This window comes from Bradyrhizobium sp. Ai1a-2 (genome assembly GCF_000426245.1).
GTDB lineage: Bacteria > Pseudomonadota > Alphaproteobacteria > Rhizobiales > Xanthobacteraceae > Bradyrhizobium.
Genome location: NZ_AUEZ01000017.1, coordinates 1 through 22,725 on the forward strand (window position 1 = coordinate 1; position 22,725 = coordinate 22,725).

Below are 22,725 nucleotides of genomic sequence, written 5' to 3' on the forward strand. Positions count from 1 at the left end.
GCAAGCGCCGTGATCTACAGTTTGGTGCTGACATGCCGGGCAGGCGGCGTCGATCCCTATGCATGGCTACGTCACGCGCTCACCGAATTGCCCCAGCGCGCGCCAGACGCCGATATCGAAGATCTGTTGCCGTTCAACTGCACCGCTCAAAAAAACCTGCCAGCTGACAACGACAGCGGCTGACGGTCGAACGCTCAGGATCAATCAAGCCGTTCCGATGATCCCGCTGCGGCCCGGCGTCACGCGACACCGCGGCCAGCCGCGCGCGCAGCCTGTGCAGCAAAATGCGCGCTTACCGCTGATCGAATGGGTCGGCGTCGATCGGCTCCTGTTCTCCTCGGACTATCCGCATTGGGACTATGACGACGCGCGCTACGCGTTCAAGACGCCGCTGAGCGAGACCGAGCGGGGCAAGATCTTCAATGCCAACGCCCGCGCAGTCTACAAGTTCTGAACATGGCCCGTCACATCGTCGCCCGCACCTCAGACATCCCGCCCGGCGGCAACAAGGTTGTCGGCGTCGAGGGACGCGACATCGTCGTGTTTCACGTCAACGGCGAGTTCTTCGCGCTTCTGAACCGCTGCCCGCATGAAGGCGCGCCACTGGCGAAGGCGGCCTGCGTCGCGCGCCTGACGTCGCCGGCGCCCGGCGTCTACCACCGCGACCGCGTCGGCGAACTGTTGCGCTGCCCATGGCACGGCTGGGAGTTCGACATGCGCAACGGCCAGAGCTGGTTCGATCCGAAGCGCGTGAAAGTGCGCTCCTATCCGGTCGTGGTCGAGAGCGGCGATGAGCTGCAGAAGGGGCCTTACGTGGCGGAGACATTTCCGGTGCACGTGGAAGACAACTACATCGTCGTCGAGGTGTAGCGCTGAGGGTGGGCAAAGCGAAGCGTGCCCACCATTGTGAGCGGAGTTCTTGATGGTGGGTACGTCGCTACGCTGCTTAGCCACCCTACGAAGCGGTCGAGCTGTGGGCTTCCTTCGCCGCCAGTCCCTCGACCATCGCGCGGACGATGGTGGCGACTTCGCTGCGCAACGCTTCGATCGGCACGGCGATCAGCTTGTGTTCGAGCCCCAGCGCCACCATGCCGTGGACGGCGGAGAACAGGCTGCGGGCGGTGACGCTCAATTGCTGAGGCGAGCGTTCGGGAAAGAGCGCGGCGAGCGGGCGGTAGATGTGGCGGAACAGGTCCATCTGTTCGGAGATCGCCCAGTCCGGGACCGTCTTGTCCGGCGCCATCCGGTGCTCGAACAGCGCGCGCCATAGCTCGAGATTGTCGGCGGCGAAATCGCAATAGCCGACCGCGATGCGGACCAGCGTACCGGCTGGATCCGCGGGGCCATCGCGCTCTGCCGCAGTGAGCGCCGCGTCGAGCCGCGCCAGCGTACGCGATCCCACCCGCAGGATCAGCTCGTCGACGTCTTCGACCAGATTGTAAACCGCGCCGTTGGCGACGCCGATCTCGCTGGCGAGATCGCGCGTCTTCAGGCCGGCCAATCCGCTCGCGGCGATCGATCGTTCTGCCGCTTCGATCAGCCGCTCGCGGTTTTTAGCTCGTCGTTCCAGGGCCTTGGACATTTGTTAATCAATATCGTGAGCTTTGCTCAAAATATTTTTGAACCATGCTCACGCCAGCGCTACAAAGATCATGTGAGCAGTGCTCATAACAGGGAGCTGGCAAATGTTCAAAACCGTTTTCACGCTTTTCCGCGGCACGGTGGCCGCGGCGGAGGAGGAGCTGCAGGATCGCTCTGCCCTTCTCATCCTCGACCAACAGATGCGCGACGCGGCCTCGGCCGTCGATCGCTCCAAGCGGACGCTGGCACTGGCAATCGCCGGCGACCAGCAGGAGGGACGACGGCTCGAGGCGACCAATGCGCGGATCGCCGATCTCGAGGAGCGGGCCACCGCCGCGCTGGAGGGCGACCGCGAAGACCTGGCGCGGGAGGCGGCGCAGGCGATCGCCAATCTTGAAGCCGACCGCGACGCCGCGATGACCGCGCGCACCCTGTTTGGTCAGGAGATCGCACGGTTGAAGCGTCACGTCGCCAATGCCGAGGCGCGGCTCACCGAGCTCGACCGCGGCCGGCGTATCGCCCGCGCCTCCGAAGCGGTGCGCTCGCTGCGCCGGAGCGGGATCGAGGCGGTGCGCCCTTACGAATCCACGCTGCCCGAAGCGGAGAACACGCTGCGCAGATTGCGCGAACGGCAGACGGAAGCCCAGGCCGCCGACGAGGCGCTGATCGAACTCGATGCCGCCAGCGGCCCGCTCGCGACGGCGGAGAAGCTCGCCGAGCAGGGCTTTGGGCCCCGCATGAAATCGACTGCCGACGACGTGCTCGCGCGGCTCAAAGCCAAGCGCGCACCTGTTGCCTGAACCTACAAGCCCTCAACATTGTTCATTTAAGGAGAGATTGTCATGAAGCAGAATACCCAACACAGCCCCGCCTGGATTACCTTTACTTACGTCTCGTTCGCCGCCTCGGCTTTCATGGTTGGCATCGGCATCTGGTTTCTGCCGGCCGACTTTTCCGTCAAGGGTTATCTGATGATGGGCTTCCTGATGCTGGTTCAGTCCTGCATCACCATGACCAAGACGATGCGCGACGTGCACGAAAGCGACCGGCTGGTGAACCGGCTTGAAGATGCCAAGGCCGAGCGGCTCCTGATGGAAGTGTCCAAGGCGGCCTGAGACGGCAGCCTGAGACAGTCCGAACTCTGCGAGGCGGCGGATGTCTGGCATCCGCCGCTTTTCGCCGCGAGGATGCATCGATGACGGCGCGCAAGGGAGCATTTACCTTCCGGCAATGAGCGCCGCCTGGCGCTCACAGCGCCTTAATGGGTGACGGGCAGTAGTCTGGCCCGACAACGGACAGCGGCATGGCGTCTTGGAGCGGCATCTCGGTCTCGCGCTTGCGCGAAGGGTTCGGCAAAGCCGGCGCGGCAGTGGCGCGCCTGCCCGGTTACGCCACCTTCTGGCTCAAGGCGTTGTCGCAGCCAAACATCGATCTCACCTTGCGCACGCATGCGGGGCTGCGCACGCGGATCGTCGAACGTCCGGGCAAATCGCTGCCGCCGGAAGAGCTGGAGGCGCTGGTTTCGCAGCTCCGCGTCGTGGCCGCCAAGACGCTGCCGCAGGAGAGCCTGACCTACGGCATCTTCTCCGGCGAGCCCGAGCGTCTCGCGCGCGCCATCATCACGTTGATCTCCGAGGAGGAAACCGGACGGCCGATCGCCTTCAATGCGCTGTCGGTGATGCAGGTGGAGCTCGACGGCGCGCCGGTCGACGTCACCCATCTCGGCCTTGTCATGGTCGACCCTGACGTGCGCGGGCAGGGGCTGTCCTGGGTGCTCTACGGTATGACCGCACTGGTGCTGTTCGCGCGCGACGGGTTGCGTCCGAAATGGATTTCCAATGTCACGCAGGTGCCGGCGGTGGTCGGCATGGTCTGCGAGACGTTTTCCGATGTGTATCCATCGCCGCTGTCAGGCGCGCGGCGGAGCTTTGCGCACCTGCAGCTCGCGCGCGGGATCATGGCGCAACACCGCGCGGTGTTTGGCGTCGGGTCGGAGGCCGGCTTCGATGAAGAACGATTCGTCATCACCAATGCCTATACCGGCGGTTCGGATGCGCTGAAAAAGAGCTTCGAGATCGCGCCAAAGCACCGCAACGCGATCTATGGCGAGTTCTGCGCCCGCGAGCTCGACTATCCGCGCGGCGATGACGTGCTGCAGCTCGGCCGCATCGATCTGACCGGCGCACGCCGCTATCTCATGAGCGAGGTGCCGGCGGGCTCGCTGCCGGCGCTGATCGCCGCCTCCGCCATGCTGGCGCTGCAGCGGCTGGTGTTGCCGTTCTTCTACTGGATGGACGATACGCGCGCGTTCGGCTCGCTGCGGCCACGAGGGCGCGACCGGAAGGGTGAACGCCGATGAATCCCGGGATCATCGCCGATTCCATCGTCAATCTCTGCGGCGCGATCGGGCTCTGCGTCGCGATGATGACGTTCTACTGGCGCGACCCGAACAGCCCGCTGACGCGGCGCCTGCTATTCGCACTTGGCGTGATCGCGCTGCTGTTCCTGATGCGCGGCGTGGCGTGGTGGAGCGGCAGCGACCTGCTGGATCGCCTCACGCTGATTCCGGCGGCGCTGATCCCGCTCGGCGCGCTTGTGGTGACCGAGGGCATGCTGCGGCGGCATGCGCCGCGCGTGGTGAAGATGCTGGCCGTCTTCGGCGGCATCCTGCTAGGCCTTGGCGGCGCACTCGGGCTTGAGCGGTTCACGACGGCCTATGCTATCTCGCTGTCGCTGTTCCAGCTCGCGGGTTTTGTCGTCTGCGCCTGGCTGCTCGCGCGCCGCGATCGCACCTCGCTGATGGCGTCGGAGAACCGCAGCATCGCGCGCCTCGCGGCCGGGGCGCTGATCGTGATTCCGTTCGCGATCACCGATTTCCGCACGCTGTTTCCGGACATCCCGGTCCGGCTCGGTGCGATCGGCGCGCTCCTGACCGTGACCGTGATCCTGATCGCGGGCGGCGGCGCCGAGACGCGGCGTCACGGGCTTGCGCTGATGGCCTTGCGGCTTGGCAGCTCGGCGCTGCTCGGCATCGCCGCCGCCTTCATCGCCGGCGATGTCGATGCGGCGCAGATCGAGCGCTTCTGCGCGGTGGCCGTCGCAGGCGTGCTCACGATCGCCCTGATGACGGACACGCTGCGTGCTGTGTTCGAGGCGCAGGAGCCGGGGGTGTTGAATGCGGCAGCACTGTCGACGGCGAAAACGCGCGACGAATTGATCGCCGAACTGGCGCGTCATCCGATCTTCGAGCACGCGCGGCGCTACCGCGAGGTCGAGCTCGCGAGCTACGATCCGCCGCTGCTGCGAGAATTGTTCGCGGCACAGCGGGTGCTGCGCCGGTCGGACGCGCCCTGGGGACGTCAGCTTCATGACCCCGCGGTCGAGCGCGTGCTGTCGTTGATCGCGGCCAACAGCGCCACGCACGTGATCGTGCTGTCGCATGATCCGGTCGACCTGATCGTGCTCGCCGTGCCCGTCACCGCCGCCGACCCCGCCACCGAAACCGCGCTCGTACTGGTGCGGCGATTGCTCGCCCTGACGCCGGAGACGGTGTGAGGTCGGCGGGAGACCCGCCGGCCTCCTTGGATCGCTAGCCTATCAGCCGCAGACCTGCACCGGCTGCGTGCGCCAGCCGTGGGTCGTATGGACACGACGGTTCACGACATAGCAACTGCCATTGTTGTAGTAGGAGTCATTGTAGCCGTAGTACGGGTAGCTGCCGTAGCCGTAGTACGGATAGTCGTAGGCATAGTCGTCGTAGTCATAGGGGTCATAGAAGCCGAAGCCTGAGCCGAAGGCGAAGCGGCGACCATGGAAGCCGCGGCCGCGGAAGCCGCCACCACGGAATCCGCCGAAGCCCTGGTGAATGCCGCCGAAGGCGTTGTGGAAGCCTCCGCCGCCAAAGCCGCCGCCACGAAAACCACCGCCGGCGAAGCCGCCACGGAATCCACCACCGCCAAATCCGCCGCCGTGCATTCCACCGCCGCCAAAACCGCCACCGAAACCGCCACCATGGCCGCCGCCTCCACCGAAGCCTCCACCACCATGGCCGCCGCCGCCTCCGCCACCACGTGCCAACGCTACCGTCGGCGCCGCCGCAAGACCAACCGATGCAGCCGCCAACAATGCGATAACCATCTTGCGTAACATTACACCACTCCGTCAGAATCGCACCCAGCCCGCGATCATGATGAGGTGGCGATCATTTGCGAGATCGCGATGCGCACACCGCTCAACTCCGTGCGAGCGTTTCTAAATTCCAGTTTAGAGAGAATTGAACGGCGCGGTATTACATCCGAAATGAAAACGCCCGCTTCGTTGCGGGTGAAAAAAACGACCGCGGCGCGAGGGCCGCGGTCGTTTGATTTTGGTTCGCGTTACGCCGGTGGCGCGTTGATGATCTGAAGCTGGGTGAATTCAGCGAGACCCTCTTCGGCGAATTCGGTGCCGATGCCAGAATGCTTGGCGCCGCCGAACGGGATGTTCGGGGCCATGTCGAGATGCTTGTTGATCCACACGGTGCCGGCTTCGATGCGGCTCGCGATCTTGTGAGCCCGCGCCGTGTCCGACGACCAGACCGACGCGCCCAGCCCGTAATTGGTCGCGTTGGCGCGGCGGATCACATCCTCGTTGTCGGAATATTTGATGATCGGCAGCACCGGCCCGAACTGCTCCTCGTCCACCAGCCTGGACCCTTCCTTGATGTCGCGCACCAAAGTGGGCTCGATGAAATAGCCCGGACGGTCCATCGCCGATCCGCCGGCGATCACCTTGCCGTTCTTGTGGGCGTCCTCCAGGAGCGCTTTCACCTTTTCGTACTGCATCTTGTTCTGCAGTGGGCCGAGCTTGGTGCCCTGCTTGGAGCCGTCGTCGACCACGGTGTTCTTCGCGATCGCGACCAGTTCGTTGCAAAGCTCGTCGTAGACGGATTCGTGCACATAGAGCCGCTTGATGGCGAGGCAGACCTGGCCGGAATTCTGGAACGCGCCTTCGAAGATGCCGGGCGCCACCTTCTTCGGATCGACGTCGTCGAGCACGATGCCGGCATCGTTGCCGCCGAGCTCCAGCGTGATGCGTTTCAACGTCTGCGCGGCGCTCGCCATCACCTTCTGTCCCGTCGCCGTTGAGCCGGTGAACGAGATCTTGCGGATGTCCGGGTGTTTCGTCATGTGGTCGCCGAGGTCGTTGGCGTCGGTGATCACGTTGAGCACGCCCTTCGGCAGGATGTCCTGCACCAGCTCGGCAAAGCGCAGCGTCGAGAGCGGAGTGGTGGGCGCAGGCTTCACCACCAGCGTGTTGCCGGCGAGCAGCGCCGACGGCAGCTTGAAGCTGAGGATCAGCAGCGGATAGTTCCAGGGGATGATGGCGCCGACCACGCCGAGCGGGCGGCGATAGGCTTCGACGCGGCGGTCGCCGGAATCCTCGACCACCCGCATCGGCAGGTCGAGCGAGCCGAGATAGCGGAAGAAGGCGGCCATGCCCATAACCTCGCCGGTCGCATCTGCCAGCGGCTTGCCCTGTTCGCTGGTCAGGACCCGCGCCAGATCGTTGCCGTTGGCCTCGATCGCCTCCGCAATTTTGATCACGAGCTTGCGGCGCTCCTCGATCGGCGTGGCGGCCCAGGCCGGGAAGGCGGCCTTGGCGGCGGCCACAGCCTGATCGAGCTGCTGCTTCGAAGCGCGCGGACATTGCACCAGCACTTCTTCGGTCGCGGGATTGAGGACCGGCATGGTCAGATCGCCGGGTACCATCTTTCCGTCGATGAGAAGGTTGTAGTCACTCATTGGCTTGCTCTCCCTGTGAACGGGCCCTTGCGGCCTCGCCGGTTATGAACCTCGTTATATTCACATGGATATCACGATTGCGTAAAGTCGGCTATTGCCAAGACCGGACTTGACGGACCGCGGCAGTGACGTCCTGCCGCAGGCGCGAGGAGCGTCGCAGCGAGGCTCAATACTGGGGCGACTATTTTCCCTTCACGAACGCCGCGAAGGCATCCGCATAATCCGGATGCCAGCGCGACAGTGCGGGACGGTTCTTCACGATATCGCCGACGGCCCACAGGATGCGCCGCTCGTCGAGTTGCCGCGGTACGTCATTGTCGGGGCAAAGGATGTAGAAGTCGCCCGCGTCCAGCCGCTCGATCATGAAGTCGATCGTCTGCTCCGCCGTCCAGGCGCTGGCCGGCTTCTCGGCGCGGCCGCGTGCGGTCAGGCCGGTGAAGACAAAGCCGGGGATCAGCAGATGCGCGGAGAGGCGGCAGCCCGGCGTGTTGCGCAGTTCGTGCTGCAGCGCCTCGGTGAAGGCTTTCACGCCGGCCTTGGATACGTTGTAGGCCGGATCGCCCGGCGGCGTCGTGATGCCCTGCTTGGAACCGGTGTTGATGACGAGGCCGTCGCGTCCACGCTCGATCATGCGCGGCACGAAGGCATGCGTGCCGTTGATGATGCCCCACAGATTGACGCCGAGAATCCTCTGCCAGTTCTCGCGTGGACCGAACATCTGACTGCCCGGCTGGACGCCGGCATTGTTCATCAGGATGTCGGTGCCGCCGAACCGCTGTTGCACGGTGCTTTCCAGCTTCACGAGGTCCTCGAAGCGGCTGACGTCGACGGTTTCGGTCATGATGCTGTCGGCGCCGCCGGGCGCGATCGATGACAATTTTGTGGCGGCTTCCTTGAGGCTGGTGGCGCCGATATCGGCGACGCAGACCTTCATGCCTGAAGCGGCGAAGCGCATGGCGGCGGCGAGTCCGATGCCGGACGCGCCTCCGGTGATTACGGCGACATGATTTGGCGACATGGCGGGATGTGGCATCGTCTCTCTCCGACAAATATGTGGCAGCGATCCGTAGGCTAACACGGCCGCCATGCCATGCGCGAAGGTGCATGGGAGGTCTTCATTGCCGCACTGCCCGCCAAGAGGCCGGCTGCTTTACGGATTCGGGTTACCGTTGTAGAGTTCCGGATATAACGGGTCTGAAACCCGCAAGGCCCGTCATATAAAACTCGTTCCATATCAAGGGAGTGCAAACATGGCTGTCACACAGGCAATTCCGATCACGCGCCACCCCTACGCGGACGGTTCCTACAAGAAGATGCTGATCGACGGCCAATGGGTCGATGCAGCTTCCGGTAAAAAGTTCGAGACCCACAATCCCGCGACCGGCGAATTGCTCGCGACGGTAGCCGAAGGCGACGCGGAAGACATCAACCGCGCGGTCGCTGCGGCACGCCGTGCCTTCGAGGGCCCGTGGAGCAAGGTCAAGCCGTTCGAGCGGCAGAGCATGCTCTTGAAGCTCGCCGAACTGGTGGAGCAGAATTTCGAGGAGCTGTCGCAGCTCGATACGCTCGACATGGGCGCGCCGATCAGCCGCACCCGCGGCAACCGCCTGCGCGTGCTCGGCATGCTCCGCTACTATGCAGGGCAGGCGACCGCACTGCATGGCGAGACCATCGAGAACTCGCTGCCCGGCGAGATCTTCTCCTACACCTTGAAGGAGCCGGTCGGCGTGGTCGGCGCGATCATTCCCTGGAACGGGCCGCTGGGCGCGAGCGTCTGGAAGATCGGCCCGGCGATCGCAACAGGCTGCACGGTGGTGCTCAAGCCGGCCGAGGAGGCGCCGCTGACGTCGCTGCGGCTCGCCGAGCTCTGCATGGAAGCCGGCATTCCGCCCGGTGTCGTCAACGTCGTGCCGGGCTATGGCGAGACCGCGGGCGCCGCGCTCTCCTCGCATCCCGGCGTCGACAAGGTCGCCTTCACCGGTTCGCACATCACGGGACAAGCGATCGTCCGGGCGTCAGCCGGCAACCTCAAGCGCGTCTCGCTCGAGCTCGGCGGCAAGTCGCCGGACATCGTGTTCGCCGATGCCGATCTCGACCAGGCGGTGCCGGGCGCGGCGATGGCGGTGTTCGCCAATTCCGGCCAGATCTGCAGCGCCGGTACGCGGTTGTTCGTCGAACAGAAGGTCTATGACGAGTTCGTCGGCCGTGTCGCCGAGTTCGGGAAGAAACTGCAGGTCGGCAACGGCATCGATCCGAACACGCAGATCGGCCCCCTGGTGTCGCAGCAGCAGATGGAGCGCGTCAGCGGCTATCTCGAGATCGGACAGAAGGAGGGCGCGAAGGCGGTTGCAGGCGGTGCGCGGCTGACGGAAGGGCCGCTCGCCAAGGGCTATTTCGTGCAGCCGACGGTGTTCGCCAATGTGCAGGACAACATGCGCATCGCGCAGGAGGAGATCTTCGGGCCCGTCATCTCCGCGATCGCCTTCAAGGACACCGACGAATTGATCCAGCGCGCCAACGCCACGATGTTCGGCCTCGGCAGCGGTGTCTGGACCACCAATGTCAGCAAGGCGCATCAGGTCGCCCGCGCGCTGCGCGCCGGCTCGGTCTGGGTCAATTGCTACCAGGCGATGGACCCGGCGGTGCCGTTCGGTGGCTACAAGATGAGCGGCTATGGCCGTGAATCCGGCAAGCAGCATCTGGAAGAGTATCTCAACGTCAAGGCGGTCTGGATCAAGACGGCCTGACGCGTGTTCACCTCTCCCGCTTGCGGGAGAGGTCGGCGCGTAGCGCCGGGTGAGGGCTCCCTCCCCGCGAAGAGTCCCTATGCGGAGACACCCTCACCCCAACCCTCTCCCGCAAGCGGGAGAGGGAGTCCACTCGTCACTTGCTTTTCAGCGACACGTGCCTCCCCTATAGTGCCGGCAATGACAACACCAATATCGGGGCAAGCATGAAATTCCCGTCGCTTTTCTCTCCTCTCAAGATCGGTCCCTATCAGCTTCAGCACCGCGCGGTGATGGCGCCCTTGACGCGGATGCGCGCGGAAAAACCGTCGCTCGCGCCGCGGCCCCTGAACGTGGAATATTATGCTCAGCGCGCCACGCCCGGTGGTCTGATTATCGCGGAAGCCTCGCCCGTGGTGAACACCGGGTTCGGCAGTCCCGGCATTCCCGGTATCTACAGCGAGCAGCAAATTGCCGGCTGGCGGAAAGTGGTCGATGCCGTGCACGCCAAGGGCGGCATCATCTTCTTGCAGCTCTGGCATGTCGGGCGCGTCTCGCATTCCTCGTTCCAGCCGGGCGGTTCGCTTCCGGTCTCACCTTCCGCGGTGGCTATCTCCTCCGAGTTCAAGACGATGACGGCGGACGGCAAGGCGGTCGATTACGAGACCCCGCGCGCGCTTGAGACCTCTGAGATTCCCGGCGTGATCGAGGCCTACCGCGAGGGCGCGAAGAACGCGATGGCGGCGGGCTTCGACGGTGTCGAGATCCACGGCGCCAATGGCTATCTGATCGAGCAGTTCCTGCAGTCGCGCAGCAATCTGCGCACCGACCAATATGGCGGATCGATCGAGAACCGCGTGCGCTTCCTGATGGAAGTGACGAAGGCCGTGATCGAGGTCTGGGGTGCCAATCGCGTCGGCGTGCGGCTGTCGCCTTACGGCATCGCCAATGGCAGCGGCGAGGCGGACCCGATGCCGCTCTACAGCCACGCCATCAAGTCGCTCGATCCGCTCGGGCTTGCCTATCTGCACTTCATCGAGCCGCGCTCCTCCGGCGCGGGCCGCGCCGAGGTCAATCACCAGAACGTGCCGTCGGCGATGGTGCTGTACCGCCCGATGTGGAGCGGCGTCCTGATCACCGCCGGCGGTTTTACCGGCGAGACCGCGGATGCCGCGATCGCTGCGGGACACGCGGATGCGATCGCCTTTGGCCGCATCTTCATCTCCAATCCGGATCTGCCGCGCCGGCTGCAGCGCGGCTATCCGATAACGCCGTATAACCGTGCGACCTTCTACGGCGGCGAGGAGAAGGGATATACCGACTATCCCGCGCACGACGAGATGGCGCAGGCGTAGGCACAAGCCTTCGCAGCCGCCGTAGCCCGGATGAAGCGAAGCGCAATCCGGGGTTCTTGCTCTGTGGTCCCGGATTACGCTTCGCTTCATCCGGGCTACAATGCTGCCGTCATTGCGAGCGCAGCGAAGCAATCCATCTTCCCGCGCGTGGAGGCATGGATTGCTTCGCTGCGCTCGCAATGACGAAGGAGACGGGAGACGCGCATGGCGAAAGCAGCCGCTGCAGGAGGTATCGCGTCGGGCCAATGCCTGTGCGGCGTAGTTCGGCTCGAGATCGACGTGCCGGCGCGCTGGGCCTGGCATGATCATTCCGCATCAAGCCGCCGCGCGCATGGCGCGGCCTATGCGACCTACGTCGGGAGCTGGCGCAAGCGGTTCCGCATCATTGCGGGCGAGGATGCGATCACGCGCTACGAGGATCCGGCGACGAAGACCTTGCGCAGCTTCTGCGCCACCTGCGGGACGCCGCTGACCTATGAACGCGCTCGCTCGCCGCACATGGTGAACATTCCGCGCGCGCTGTTCTTGGGCCGTACCGGCCGGCAGCCGCTCTATCACATCGCGATCGAAGAGCTGCAGGAGTGGGCCTATACCGGCGAGCCGCTGGTGCCGCTGAAGGGTTATCCCGGCGTGGTCTGGCATCGCTCGAAAAAGAAAAAGCGCCCCGATCGCGAGGGGATGTTTTAGATCTTCGTAGCCCGGGTGGAACGCAGCGCAACCCGGGTTCGCGTCCGTGGCTCCCCGGATTATGCTTCGCTCCATCCGGGCTACGGCGCTTGCATCGCAAGGCAGCCATGAGCGCAGGCGCGATTGCCCCCAGCGTGCAAGTTTGGTCATGATGCCTCATCCCGCGCCAACGAGCCCGAGAGTAGGAGGAGACATGAAGAATCGCATTACCGGGCGCTCGGCGTTCCTGGCGCTGTTGAAGGACGAGGGCATCACGCATCTGTTCGGCAATCCCGGCACCACCGAATTGCCGATCATGCACGCGCTGAAGGACCATCCCGACCTCACCTATGTGATGGCGATGCAGGAGAGCCTGGTGGTGGCGATGGCCGACGGGTTCAGCCGCGCCTCCGGCAAGCTCGTGGCCTGCAACGTCCATGTCGCGCCCGGGCTCGGCAACGCGATGGGCTCGCTGTTCAACGCCAAATTCACCGGCACGCCGCTGATTCTCACCGCCGGCCAGCAGGAGCAGGGGCACGGCTTGACGGAGCCGGTGCTCTATGGGCCGCTGGTGCAGATGGCCGAGCCGCTGGTGAAATGGGCGGTCGAGGTGACGCGACTGGAAGACCTGCCGCGCATCGTGCGCCGTGCCGCGAAAGTCGCGACCACGCCGCCGACCGGGCCGGTGTTCATCTCGCTGCCCGGCGATATCCTCAATTCGGAAGCTGGCATCGAGCTCGGCCGGGCGACCCGTGTCGATGCGCGCGTGAAACCGTCGGACGAAGCGCTGCAGGCGCTGGCCGCGCGCATCTTGAAGGCGGAACGGCCGGTGATCGTCACTGGCGATGAAATCGTCAAGAGCGATGCGCTGCAGGAAGCCGCCGAGCTCGCGCAAGTGCTGGGCGCGCCGGCCTATCAATCGTCAACGCCGTATGGCGCGCACTTCCTCTCCGAAAGCCCGTGCTTCATGGGCGCGATCGCGCGGGTGCAGAAGCTCGCGCGCGAGACGCTGGCGCCTTACGATCTCATCATCGCACTCGGCGGCGATCCCTTGCGGATGTCGGTCTATAGCGAGATTGATCCGCTGCCGGATGGCCTTGGGATCGTCCAGGTCGGCCTGGTCGACTGGGACCTCGCCAAGAACTACGGCGCGGAGATCGCGCTGAAGGCTGACGTGAAGGAAACTCTGCGCGCGCTGATCCCGGCGCTGAAAGCTGCCGGCGGCGGCGCGCTGGAGGCGCGGGCGAAGCAGGGCCTTGCTGCGCTGGCGTCGAAGAACTGGACTGCGAAGCGGAAGGCGCTGGTCGAGCAGATCTCGAAAGCCGAGGGCACCTCGCCGATCGATCCCGACTGGCTGGCGCTGCAGGTGGTCGAGGCGATGCCTGACAATGCGATCCTGGTCGATGAAGGCCTGACCTCGTCGCGCCAGATGATCTCCCTGCGTCCGCACCGCGACCGCTATGGCTATCACGCGCTCGCTTCCGGTGGCATCGGCTGGGGATTGCCGGCGTCGGTCGGCGTCAGCCTCGCCAATCCGCAACGGCCGGTGGTGTGCTTTTCCGGCGACGGCAGCGCGATGTATTCGATCCAGTCGCTGTGGACGGCGGCCAACCACAAGCTGCCGCTCACCTTCGTCATCGTCAACAATGGCGGCTACCGCATCATCAAGCAGCGCCTGCTCGCCTTCCATGGCGACGACCATTATGTCGGGATGGATTTCGTCGACCCGGCGGTTGATTTCACCGGCGTCGCGAAGTCGCTGGGATTGGAAGCGATACGGATCACCGATCCCCGCGAGCTCAAGGGCGCGATGCGGTCGGCATTCGGCCGGCCCGGCACCAAGCTGATCGAGGTGGTGGTCAATAATTCGGTGAATTGAGCCGCGCGTTGTAGGGTGGGCAAAGCGAAGCGTGCCCACCACTACGAGTGGAGTGCTTGATGGTGGGCACGCTTCGCTTTGCCCACCCTACGATTCTTCGTCGTCATTGCGAGCGAAGCGAAGCAATCCATCTCTCGGCACGCGGAGACGTGGATTGCTTCGTCGCTACGCTCCTCGCAATGACGGTGTGAGACGGTGTGCGCCTACTCCGCCGCCGCAGGGTGCGGCTTGATGCGGTGGCGGCTCGCGGGGTGCTCGTCCGTCAGCCGCGCGCGGCCCGCGCCGAATAGCTTCTCCCGCAGGGTGCCTTGCGCATAGTCCTGCTTGTAGCGGCCGCGGCGGGTCAATTCCGGCACCAGCATGTCGGCGATATCCTCGAAATCGCCGGGCGAGATCGCGAAGGCAACGTTGAGGCCGTCGACATCGGTCTGCTCGAACCAGCGCTCGATGTCATCGGCCACCTTTTCCGGCGTGCCGACCACAATCGGGCCGATGCCGCCGATGCCGACATGCTCGGCAACCTCGCGCACGGTCCAGACGCGATCGGGATCGGCGCGGGTGATGTTGTCCATCGCGGTGCGGCCGGCGTCGTTGTGGACATGCCGGACTTCCTGGTCGAGGTCGTAGGTGGAGAAATCGACACCGGTCCAGCCGGACATCAGGGTGAGCGCACCCTCGTGGCTGATGTGGCGGCGATAGTCGGCATATTTCGCGCTCGCCTCGGCCTCGGTGCGGCCGAGGATGATAGTCATCATGCTGAACATCAGGATCTCGGCCGGATTCCGGCCGCGCTGCGCGGCAAGCTCGCGGATGGCGGAGACCCGCGGCGCGATCACCTTGGCCGAAGGCCCGGACATGAACACGCATTCGGCATGCTCCGCGGCGAACTGCCGGCCGCGCGGCGAGGTGCCAGCCTGATAGAGCACCGGCGTGCGCTGCGGCGACGGCTCGCTCAAATGCAGCGCGTTGAGGCGAAAATGTTTGCCCTCGTGCTTGACCGGATGCACCTTGGCCGGATCGGTGAAGATGCTGCGCGCGCGATCGCGGATCGCGGCGTCATCTTCCCAGCATCCTTCCCAGAGCTTGTAGACCACTTCCATATATTCGTCGGCGATGTCGTAGCGGTCGTCATGCGCGGTCTGCTTGTCCTTGCCGGCGCCGCGCGCGGCCGAGTCGAGATAGCCGGTCACCACGTTCCAGCCGGTGCGGCCCTCGGTCAGGTGATCGAGCGTCGACATCCGCCGCGCGAAGGTGTAGGGCGGCTCGAAGGAGAGGTTGCTGGTGACGCCGAAGCCGAGATGCTTCGTCACCGCAGCCATCGCCGGAACCAGCAGCAGGGGATCGTTCACCGGCGTCTGTGCCGCGTTACGCAGCGCAGCATCGGGGCCGCCGCCAAACACGTCGTAGACACCGAGCACATCGGCGAGGAACAAGCCGTCGAACCGGCCGCGCTCGAGCGTCCTGGCAAGATCGAGCCAGTAGGGCAGCCGGTTATACTCGGCAGTGCGGTCGCGCGGATGGGTCCACAATCCCGGCGACTGATGCGCCACGCAGTTCATGGCAAAGGCGTTGAGCCGGATTTGTTTCGTCATGTGCCAGGCTTTCAATAGCTATTTTGTGGCGTGCCGGATGCAATTTTAGCAGAGCCTGACGTCGCTGCGCCACTTCCAGCATACGGCGTATCCCGATAATGAACGCGGGAGAAGAATTCGGTCGGCAAGGTGCGGCGAAAGGGAAAGTTATGGCTGACAGGGGTGATGCGATTGCTCGCGTTCGACAGCATTTTCAATCAGGTGAGTTTCTTCGCGAACTTGACCAGCGTGTTGGTTACCGGACCGAAAGCCAGAATCCCGCCAGCGGCGCCGCGCTCCGCGCTTATCTGACCGACAACCTGCAACCTACGCTTGCCGAACTCGATTTCAAGACTCGTTTGATCGAGTCCCCGACGGGCAAAGGCCCGTATCTGCTGGCCGAATATCTCGAGGACGCCTCGCGCCCGACCGTGCTGACCTACGGCCATGGCGACGTCGTCGACGGCATGATCGGCGAATGGCGCGACAATCTCGATCCCTGGAAGACCACGATCAAGGGCGATCGCGTCTATGGCCGCGGCACCGCTGACAACAAGGGCCAGCACAGCATCAACATCGCCGCGCTACGTGCGGTGCGGGAGGCCCGCGGAGGCAAGCTCGGCTTTAACGTAAAATTCATCATCGAGACCGGGGAGGAGATCGGCTCGCCCGACCTGCGGACCGTCTGCGAAGCTCATCGTGAGGAACTCAAGGCCGATCTGTTCCTGGCATCCGACGGGCCGCGGCTTTCGGCCGAGCGGCCGACAATCTTCCTCGGCTGCCGCGGCGGCAACCGTATCCATCTCGACGTCAACCTGCGCGAGGGCGGGCACCACTCCGGCAATTGGGGCGGTGTGCTCGCCAATCCCGCCACCATCCTGGCGAACGCGATTGCGAGCCTGGTCGACACCAAGGGCCGGATGAAGCTGGAGGCGTTGAAGCCGCCGCCGATCTCGAACCGGGTCCGCGCGGCGCTGGCGGATGTGAAGGTCGAGCCCGGCCCGGACGAGCCGGCGCTGTCGCCGGATTGGGGCGAGGAGGGGCTTTCGCCCGCCGAGCGGCTCTACGCCTGGAACACGCTGGAGGTGCTGGCGATGTCCTCGGGCAATATCGCTAGCCCGGCGAATGCAATTCCGGGCCATGCCAACGCGGTGCTGCAGCTCCGCTTTGTCGTCGGCACCAAACATCAGGAAATCATTGACGCCGTGCGCGCGCATCTGCATGCGAACGGTTTTCCGATGGTCGAAGTCAGCGGCGCCCAACGCTTTGCGGCGTCGCGGACCGACATGGACAGTCCCTGGATCGACTGGACCGCGGAATCGATCCGCAAGACCACCGGCAAGGCGCCGGCGATCCTGCCGAATTTCGGCGGCTCGCTGCCGAACGATGTGTTCTCGGAAGGTCTGGGCTTGCCGACGATCTGGGTGCCGCATTCGTATCCCGGCTGCTCGCAGCATGCGCCTGACGAGCATATTCTGCTGCCCGTCACCGAGGAGGCGCTCGCCATCATGGCCGGCCTGTTCTGGGATCTCGGCCAAACGGCGCGCATGACGAATTGAGAAGCCGACGCTCAGTTCCCTCGGAAAGGCAGTGGTGATGACCGTATCTACGCCGCTCGACTCGCGCATTGGCGTCGAGGCGAGGAAGAAGAACCTTACACGCCTGATCGTCGCGACCTCGATCGGCAACGCGCTGGAATGGTATGACATCGCCGTCTACGCCTATTTCGCCGTCTACCTCTCAAAGGCGTTCTTCCCGAGCAACGATCCGACGATGTCGCTGCTCCTGACCTTCGGCACCTTCGGATTGTCGTTCCTGATCCGGCCGATCGGCGGCATTGTCCTTGGCGCCTATGCCGATCGCCATGGCCGCAAGTCGTCGCTGATGGTGTCGATCATGCTGATGACGGCGGGCACGCTGGCGCTGGCCTTGATGCCGACCTATGACACGATCGGCGTCCTCGCGCCGATCGCGGTCCTCCTCGCCCGCCTGGTGCAGGGCTTCTCCGCCGGCGGCGAGTTCGGCAGCTCGACGGCATTCCTGGTCGAGCACATGCCGGAGCGGCGCGGCTTTGTCGCGAGCTGGCAGTTCGCCAGCCAGGGATTGAGCGGAATATTAGGAGCCGGTTTCGGCGCATTGCTGACGTCATGGATGAGCCCGGCCGACTTGCAGTCCTGGGGCTGGCGGCTGCCGTTTCTGTTCGGTGTGCTGATCGGGCCGGTCGGCATCTACATCCGCAATCACATCGATGACGCGACGCCGCCGCCGGCCGGGGAGCAGACTTCGCCCGTGAGCGAGGTCCTGCTGCGTCAAAAGCTGCCGGTGCTGCTTGCGATCGGCGCGCTCGCGGTCTCCACCGCGGTCAACTACCTCATCGTCTACATGCCGACCTATGTGGTGAAGACACTCAACCTGCCGCCGTCGGTCGGGTTCATCGCCTCGCTCGCCGCGCAAACGGCCGTAATGTTGCTGGCGCCAATAGCCGGCCTCGTCTCCGACCGGATCGGGCGCACCACGCATATGATCACGTTCGGCGTATTGCTCCTGGTCTCGATCTTTCCGGCATTCCTGCTGCTGACGAGAAACCCGACGCCGGGCTTCATCCTGCTCGGCGTGCTCTGGCTCGGCACCTTGAAGGCGCTCTATTACGGGCCGCTCGCCGCGTTGATGTCGGAACTGTTCCCGTCGGCAACGCGTGCCACCGGTCTTGGCCTCAGCTACAACATCGGCGTCGCTGCGTTCGGCGGCATGGGGCCGGCGATCATGACCTGGCTCGGCGGATTCGCGCTGATCGGCGAACTGGCGCCGGGATATTATCTCACGGCCGTCGCGGTCCTGAGCCTTGCCGCGCTGGTGACGACGCGCCGGCTGGCGCTGGCGTAGTAGTTCGCCATCGAAGCGAGTTCTGATGGACTATATGAAGGATACTTGGCCGTTCGATCCATCGAGGCCGCCATCGATCGGCAAATTTACGCCGTTTACAAAGCTCGCATCATCGCTGGCAAGGAAGGCGATGACGCCAGCGACTTCCTCCGGCTCGGCTGCCCGCCCCAGCGGAATGCGTTGGGTTACCGCCTGACGCAGATCGGGGAAGCGTTCGAAAGCGGCCATGGTCAAGTCGGTGAGTGTGATGCCCGGGCAAACCGCGTTGATGCGTACTCCTTTTTTAGCAAATTCGAGGGCCAGACTCCGCGTGAGATTGGAGACCGCGCCTTTTGTGGCGTCGTAGAAGCTAAGTCCAAGGTCACCGCCAAGTCCCGAAAGGGATGACACATTAACGATCGAGCCTTTGCTCTTGATAAGATGAGGAAGCGTGGCCCTCGTCACGTTGAGGACACTATCGACGTTGGCCGCAAGAATCTCATGCCATTGCTGAGTGGTAAGATCGAGGAAAGCGCCGGCAGTCCCCATTCCGGCGTTGTTAACGACGATGTCGATCCTGCCGAACCTGCCGACTACATCGGCGATAAGATCTCCAGCTTGGCTAATATTCGAGACATCCGCCGGCCGGATGATGCTGCGGTCGGGTGTCAGAGTTGCGGCGACATCTTCCAGCTTGGACTTGCGGCGTCCGTTCAGTACGACAATAGCTCCTTCCGCATGAAATCGACGTGCCGTCGCCGCGCCGATGCCGGTCCCAGCGCCGGTGACGATGACCACCTTGCCGTCGAATCTTGGGGACATTGCTCCTGAACTCCGCCTGATACAGCCGATGCATCGGTTGATGCTGGGGAGCCACGATTACAGTTGCGTTTCAGTGGAGACAGACTTGATTACATTTGAAGGAGATCACGATTGGCTCGAGCTCACGCGCCCTCATCCAGCGCGACCAGTTCCCGCTTCTTGCGCAGTGCCGGCAACAGCGGCCCGATCAGCAGCACCACCGCCAGCGCCAGGCACGCCGCCGAGATCGGCCGCTCCACGAAGGTCATCAGGTCGCCTTGCGAGAGGATCAGCGATTTGCGCAGATTGTTTTCCAGCATCGGCCCGAGCACGAAGGCGAGCACCAGCGGCGCCGGCTCGTAGCCGAGCTTGCGCATGAAATAGCCGATCACGCCGAAGGCGATCATTACGTACACATCGAACACATTGTTGCTGGAACAATAGACGCCGATGATGGTGAACAGGATGATTAGCGGGAACAGGACGTTGTATGGCAGCTTCAAGAGCTGCACCCACATCCCGATCATGGGCAGATTGAGCACCAGCAGCATCAAATTGCCGATATACATGCTGGCGACGATGCCCCAGAACAATCCAGGGTTCTGCGTGATCAGGAGCGGGCCCGGCTGCAGGCCGTGGATCACGAAAGCGCCAAGCAGCAGCGCCATCACCACGTTCGGCGGGATGCCGAGCGTCATCAGCGGAATGAAGGCGCCGCCGGCGGCGGCATTGTTCGCCGATTCCGGGCCGGCGACGCCCTCGATGGCGCCCTTGCCGAACCGCTCCGGCGTCTTGGAGAGGCGCTTCTCCAGCGCGTAGGATGCAAAGGACGAGATTACCGCGCCGCCGCCCGGCAGGATGCCGAGGAAGAATCCAAGGACCGTCCCGCGCGATACCGGCCCGACGCTGGCCTTCCAGTCCTCTTTGTTCGGCAAAAGGTGCGTGATCCTCGTGTTGATGACATCGCGCTTGATCGCCTGCTCGGTGTTGAGCAGCACTTCGGCGATGCCGAACAGCCCCATCACGACAGGCACGAGTCCGATGCCGTCGATCAGCTCGATGCGGCCAAACGTCAGCCGCGGCTGAGCTGTGATGCTGTCGAGACCGACCAGTCCAAGCACGATGCCGATGCAGGCCATCAGCAGCGCCTTGGCCATCGATCCCTGCGTCAGGAAGGTCAGGACCACCAGTCCCAGCACCATCAGCGAAAAATATTCGGCCGGGCCGAATGCGATCGCGACGCTGGCGAGCTTTGGCGCGACCAGCATCAGCGCGATCAGGGCAAAAGTGCCGGCGATGAACGAGCCGAACGCGGCTATGCCGAGCGCGGGGCCGGCGCGCCCCTGCTTGGCCATCTCGTGGCCGTCGATGCAGGTGACGACGGAGGCGGCCTCGCCGGGGATGTTGACTAGGATCGAGGTGGTGGAGCCGCCATACATCGAGCCGTAATAGATGCCGGCCATCATGATGATGCCGGATTCCGGCGTTCCCGACAGCGTCACCGGCAACAGCAGCGACATCGCCGAGATCGGCCCGATGCCGGGCAGCACGCCGACCAGGGTGCCGATGAAGACGCCGACGAAGCAATAGAGCAGGTTGATGGGTAGAAGCGCGACGCCGAACCCATGGGCGACATTGAGGAGCGTTTCCATGATGCGCTCAGCCGATCTCGAACATGCCCGAGGGCAGTTGAATTCCGAGCAAGTGCTTGAGCACCCACCACATCCCGAGCGGGGCTGCGATCGATAGCGGAATGGTCAGCGACCAGCGCACGGGATCGATCACGCGCAAGAGCAGCACCATCAGCGGAATCGCCGACAGCAGAAAGCCGAACGTGTCGAGCGCGAACGAAAACAATGTGAGGCAGCCGATGATCAGAAGCGGCCTGGTCCAGCGCGTGTTCTCCCAGCGCGAGGCCAGAGTCGGCCCGCCCTCGGTGACAGCAGAGACAATGATCGTGGCTGCGAACACGCAGATCAGGATGCCGGTGTAGAACAGCACGTAGCCGGAGCCGGGATCGTTGATGGTGCCGAGTTTGAGCCTCACACCCGACCAGGTCACAAAGCCGCCGAAGGCCAGGCCAATCAGCCCGCCCCAGAGCTCGGAATTGCTGAGGCGGAATTTCACGTTCGCGTCGTTGCTCATGTCGTGCGTCCAGATGCTCGCGCTGCCACTGGCGTCTGCCCCGTTGCGAGGGATTAGAGCTTCGGTTCTGATTGAATCAGAACCGAAGCTCTAGATTCTTGTTTTGACGCGTTTTCTTCACGCGAACCGGTGTCCACTTCGCTCGAAAACGCTCTAGTTCGTCTTCTTCGCGAGACCGAGCGACTCGATCACCTTGCGCTCCGACGCGGTGACCTCGACGACGAACTTCTTGTAGTCCTCGGTGTTCTTGTAGTTCGGGACCATGTCGTACTTGGCGAGCGTTGCGATCACCGCCGGATCCTCGATCGCCTTCTTGAAGGCGTCGTGCAGCTTGGCCACGATCTTGGGATCCATGCCCTTCGGCCCGGCGATGCCGAACGGCGAGTCATAGACCATGGGATAGCCGAGTTCCTTGAGCGTCGGCACGTCGGGATAGTTCGGCGAGCGCGCACCGGTCCACACCATCAACAGGCGCAGCTTTCCGGCATCGACCAGCGGCCGCCAGCCGGTGGAATCCGCCTGCAGCATGGTGTGCTGGCCAAGCACCGCGGCATTGGTCTCCGCGCCGCCCTTGAACGGCACCTGTGTCAGCTTGATGCCGGCCAGCGCAGCGATCTGCTCCATGCCGATATGCAGCGAGGTGCCGGCGCCGGGCGTCGCATAGGTGACCTTGCCGGGATTCTTCTTGGCAAAATCGATCACGTCCTGCCACGTCTTGAACGGACCTTCGGCGCTGGTCGTGACGCCAAAGGTGTAGCCGGTGAGGTGGACGATATAGCTGAAATCCTTGGCCGGATCCCAGGACACTTCCTGCATCAGGGGCAGGCGGAACACGGTGATCGGAATCTGCGCGATGGTGTAGCCGTCCGGCTTCGCGGCCGCCGCCATGGTGGCCGGGCCGACCGTGCCGCCGCCACCGGCCTTGTTGTCGATCGCGATCGGCTGGCCCAGGATTTTCGAGGCGCTGTCGGCAATGGCGCGCATCGAGATGTCGGTCGATCCTCCCGCCGGCCAGGGCACGATCAGCGTGATCGGTTTTGTCGGATAGTCCTGGGCGGTGGCGGAAGTCGCCATCAGCATGGCGATGGCCGCGACTGCAAGCATCAAGCGATCGTAACGAGGCATGTTCAACTCCCTCTGCGGTCCCGTTGGCGCCGGGCCGGATTTGTTTTGTCTTTGATGCGGCGATCTTTCCCGAAAACCAAACAGAAGAAAAGCGTGTTGGAGGAAAGGTTTGTCGTTGCTGCCGGATGAAACGGCACGTGCGACAATTCGCCTACCGTGGTATGCCGAGGTGCGGAATTGGAGCGGCGGCCCGCGGGCGCGAATGCCGGCACGGGGCGGCAACCTGTGCGG

21 protein-coding genes and 1 pseudogene are annotated in these 22,725 nt (G+C 64.1%); 13 read left to right on the forward strand and 9 right to left on the reverse strand.

The window, feature by feature from the left end:
- From K288_RS45455 to K288_RS0113840, 3 genes and pseudogenes are all read left to right on the forward strand, one after another.
- A partial coding sequence (locus K288_RS45455) for a transposase domain-containing protein (RefSeq protein WP_043159820.1) occupies nucleotides 1–183 on the forward strand: 183 nt, incomplete at its 5' end.
- 115 nt (nucleotides 184–298) lie between these two features.
- Nucleotides 299–454, forward strand: a pseudogene (locus tag K288_RS0113835) (amidohydrolase family protein); the annotation flags it as partial.
- Between the two features lie 2 nt (nucleotides 455–456).
- Nucleotides 457–870, forward strand: coding sequence for a Rieske 2Fe-2S domain-containing protein (locus tag K288_RS0113840; protein ID WP_027580096.1), 414 nt, complete (start codon nucleotides 457–459; stop codon nucleotides 868–870).
- Nucleotides 871–955: 85 nt separating this feature from the next.
- On the opposite strand, the gene K288_RS0113845 is transcribed toward K288_RS0113840, so the two are convergent.
- On the reverse strand, nucleotides 956–1,582 hold the full coding sequence (locus tag K288_RS0113845; protein ID WP_027580097.1) for a TetR/AcrR family transcriptional regulator: 627 nt from the start codon (nucleotides 1,580–1,582) through the stop codon (nucleotides 956–958).
- Between the two features lie 103 nt (nucleotides 1,583–1,685).
- Here K288_RS0113845 and K288_RS0113850 point away from each other — a divergent pair, with 103 nt between their 5' ends.
- The 4 genes from K288_RS0113850 (at nucleotide 1,686) to K288_RS0113865 (ending at nucleotide 5,136) form a co-directional block, all read left to right on the forward strand.
- On the forward strand, nucleotides 1,686–2,381 hold the full coding sequence (locus K288_RS0113850) for a PspA/IM30 family protein (protein ID WP_027580098.1): 696 nt from the start codon (nucleotides 1,686–1,688) through the stop codon (nucleotides 2,379–2,381).
- A gap of 42 nt (nucleotides 2,382–2,423) precedes the next feature.
- The gene (locus tag K288_RS0113855; RefSeq protein ID WP_027580099.1) at nucleotides 2,424–2,696 is read left to right on the forward strand and encodes a YiaA/YiaB family inner membrane protein; all 273 of its coding nucleotides are present in this window, start codon (nucleotides 2,424–2,426) and stop codon (nucleotides 2,694–2,696) included.
- Nucleotides 2,697–2,884: 188 nt separating this feature from the next.
- On the forward strand, nucleotides 2,885–3,940 hold the full coding sequence (locus K288_RS0113860) for a hypothetical protein (protein ID WP_051334526.1): 1,056 nt from the start codon (nucleotides 2,885–2,887) through the stop codon (nucleotides 3,938–3,940).
- On the forward strand, nucleotides 3,937–5,136 hold the full coding sequence (locus K288_RS0113865) for a hypothetical protein (RefSeq protein ID WP_027580101.1): 1,200 nt from the start codon (nucleotides 3,937–3,939) through the stop codon (nucleotides 5,134–5,136). Before K288_RS0113860 ends, K288_RS0113865 begins: the two co-directional genes overlap by 4 nt.
- A 42-nt stretch (nucleotides 5,137–5,178) precedes the next feature.
- Here the strand turns inward: K288_RS0113865 and K288_RS53625 are convergent, their stop codons facing one another.
- The 3 genes from K288_RS53625 to K288_RS0113880 form a co-directional block, all read right to left on the reverse strand.
- Complete coding sequence (locus K288_RS53625) at nucleotides 5,179–5,730, reverse strand: hypothetical protein (RefSeq protein WP_027580102.1); 552 nt, start codon at nucleotides 5,728–5,730, stop codon at nucleotides 5,179–5,181.
- Nucleotides 5,731–5,957: 227 nt separating this feature from the next.
- Entirely contained in the window at nucleotides 5,958–7,364 is a 1,407-nt protein-coding gene (locus tag K288_RS0113875) for an aldehyde dehydrogenase family protein (protein ID WP_027580103.1), read from the reverse strand.
- Between the two features lie 181 nt (nucleotides 7,365–7,545).
- Nucleotides 7,546–8,397, reverse strand: coding sequence for an SDR family NAD(P)-dependent oxidoreductase (locus K288_RS0113880; protein WP_027580104.1), 852 nt, complete (start codon nucleotides 8,395–8,397; stop codon nucleotides 7,546–7,548).
- A gap of 217 nt (nucleotides 8,398–8,614) precedes the next feature.
- On the opposite strand from K288_RS0113880, the gene K288_RS0113885 reads away from it, so the two are divergent.
- The 4 genes from K288_RS0113885 to K288_RS0113905 all read left to right on the forward strand — a co-directional run bounded on the left by K288_RS0113885 (nucleotide 8,615) and on the right by K288_RS0113905 (nucleotide 13,990).
- A complete protein-coding gene (locus tag K288_RS0113885; RefSeq protein WP_027580105.1) occupies nucleotides 8,615–10,111 on the forward strand; it encodes an aldehyde dehydrogenase family protein in 1,497 nt (498 codons plus the stop codon).
- Between the two features lie 206 nt (nucleotides 10,112–10,317).
- Nucleotides 10,318–11,445 (forward strand): alkene reductase, encoded by a 1,128-nt coding sequence (locus K288_RS0113890; RefSeq protein WP_027580106.1) that lies wholly within the window; start codon nucleotides 10,318–10,320, stop codon nucleotides 11,443–11,445.
- 204 nt (nucleotides 11,446–11,649) lie between these two features.
- Complete coding sequence (locus K288_RS0113900) at nucleotides 11,650–12,132, forward strand: GFA family protein (protein ID WP_027580107.1); 483 nt, start codon at nucleotides 11,650–11,652, stop codon at nucleotides 12,130–12,132.
- Nucleotides 12,133–12,325: 193 nt separating this feature from the next.
- Nucleotides 12,326–13,990 (forward strand): thiamine pyrophosphate-binding protein, encoded by a 1,665-nt coding sequence (locus tag K288_RS0113905; protein WP_027580108.1) that lies wholly within the window; start codon nucleotides 12,326–12,328, stop codon nucleotides 13,988–13,990.
- A 203-nt stretch (nucleotides 13,991–14,193) separates the two neighbouring features.
- On the opposite strand, the gene K288_RS0113910 is transcribed toward K288_RS0113905, so the two are convergent.
- Entirely contained in the window at nucleotides 14,194–15,582 is a 1,389-nt protein-coding gene (locus tag K288_RS0113910) for an LLM class flavin-dependent oxidoreductase (RefSeq protein ID WP_027580109.1), read from the reverse strand.
- A gap of 149 nt (nucleotides 15,583–15,731) precedes the next feature.
- On the opposite strand from K288_RS0113910, the gene K288_RS0113915 reads away from it, so the two are divergent.
- Both K288_RS0113915 and K288_RS0113920 read left to right on the forward strand, forming a co-directional pair.
- Nucleotides 15,732–17,120, forward strand: coding sequence for a M20 family metallopeptidase (locus K288_RS0113915; protein ID WP_027580110.1), 1,389 nt, complete (start codon nucleotides 15,732–15,734; stop codon nucleotides 17,118–17,120).
- A gap of 37 nt (nucleotides 17,121–17,157) precedes the next feature.
- Nucleotides 17,158–18,444, forward strand: a complete 1,287-nt coding sequence (locus K288_RS0113920) for an MFS transporter (RefSeq protein ID WP_051334536.1) — start codon at nucleotides 17,158–17,160, stop codon at nucleotides 18,442–18,444.
- A gap of 30 nt (nucleotides 18,445–18,474) precedes the next feature.
- On the opposite strand, the gene K288_RS0113925 is transcribed toward K288_RS0113920, so the two are convergent.
- The 4 genes from K288_RS0113925 to K288_RS0113940 all read right to left on the reverse strand — a co-directional run bounded on the left by K288_RS0113925 (nucleotide 18,475) and on the right by K288_RS0113940 (nucleotide 22,494).
- The gene (locus K288_RS0113925; RefSeq protein ID WP_027580112.1) at nucleotides 18,475–19,245 is read right to left on the reverse strand and encodes an SDR family oxidoreductase; all 771 of its coding nucleotides are present in this window, start codon (nucleotides 19,243–19,245) and stop codon (nucleotides 18,475–18,477) included.
- Between the two features lie 122 nt (nucleotides 19,246–19,367).
- Complete coding sequence (locus K288_RS0113930) at nucleotides 19,368–20,876, reverse strand: tripartite tricarboxylate transporter permease (protein WP_027580113.1); 1,509 nt, start codon at nucleotides 20,874–20,876, stop codon at nucleotides 19,368–19,370.
- A gap of 7 nt (nucleotides 20,877–20,883) precedes the next feature.
- The gene (locus K288_RS0113935; protein ID WP_027580114.1) at nucleotides 20,884–21,369 is read right to left on the reverse strand and encodes a tripartite tricarboxylate transporter TctB family protein; all 486 of its coding nucleotides are present in this window, start codon (nucleotides 21,367–21,369) and stop codon (nucleotides 20,884–20,886) included.
- A gap of 153 nt (nucleotides 21,370–21,522) precedes the next feature.
- Nucleotides 21,523–22,494: a tripartite tricarboxylate transporter substrate binding protein gene (locus K288_RS0113940; protein ID WP_027580115.1), complete on the reverse strand. Its 972-nt coding sequence runs from the start codon at nucleotides 22,492–22,494 to the stop codon at nucleotides 21,523–21,525.
- Nucleotides 22,495–22,725 lie beyond the last annotated feature (231 nt).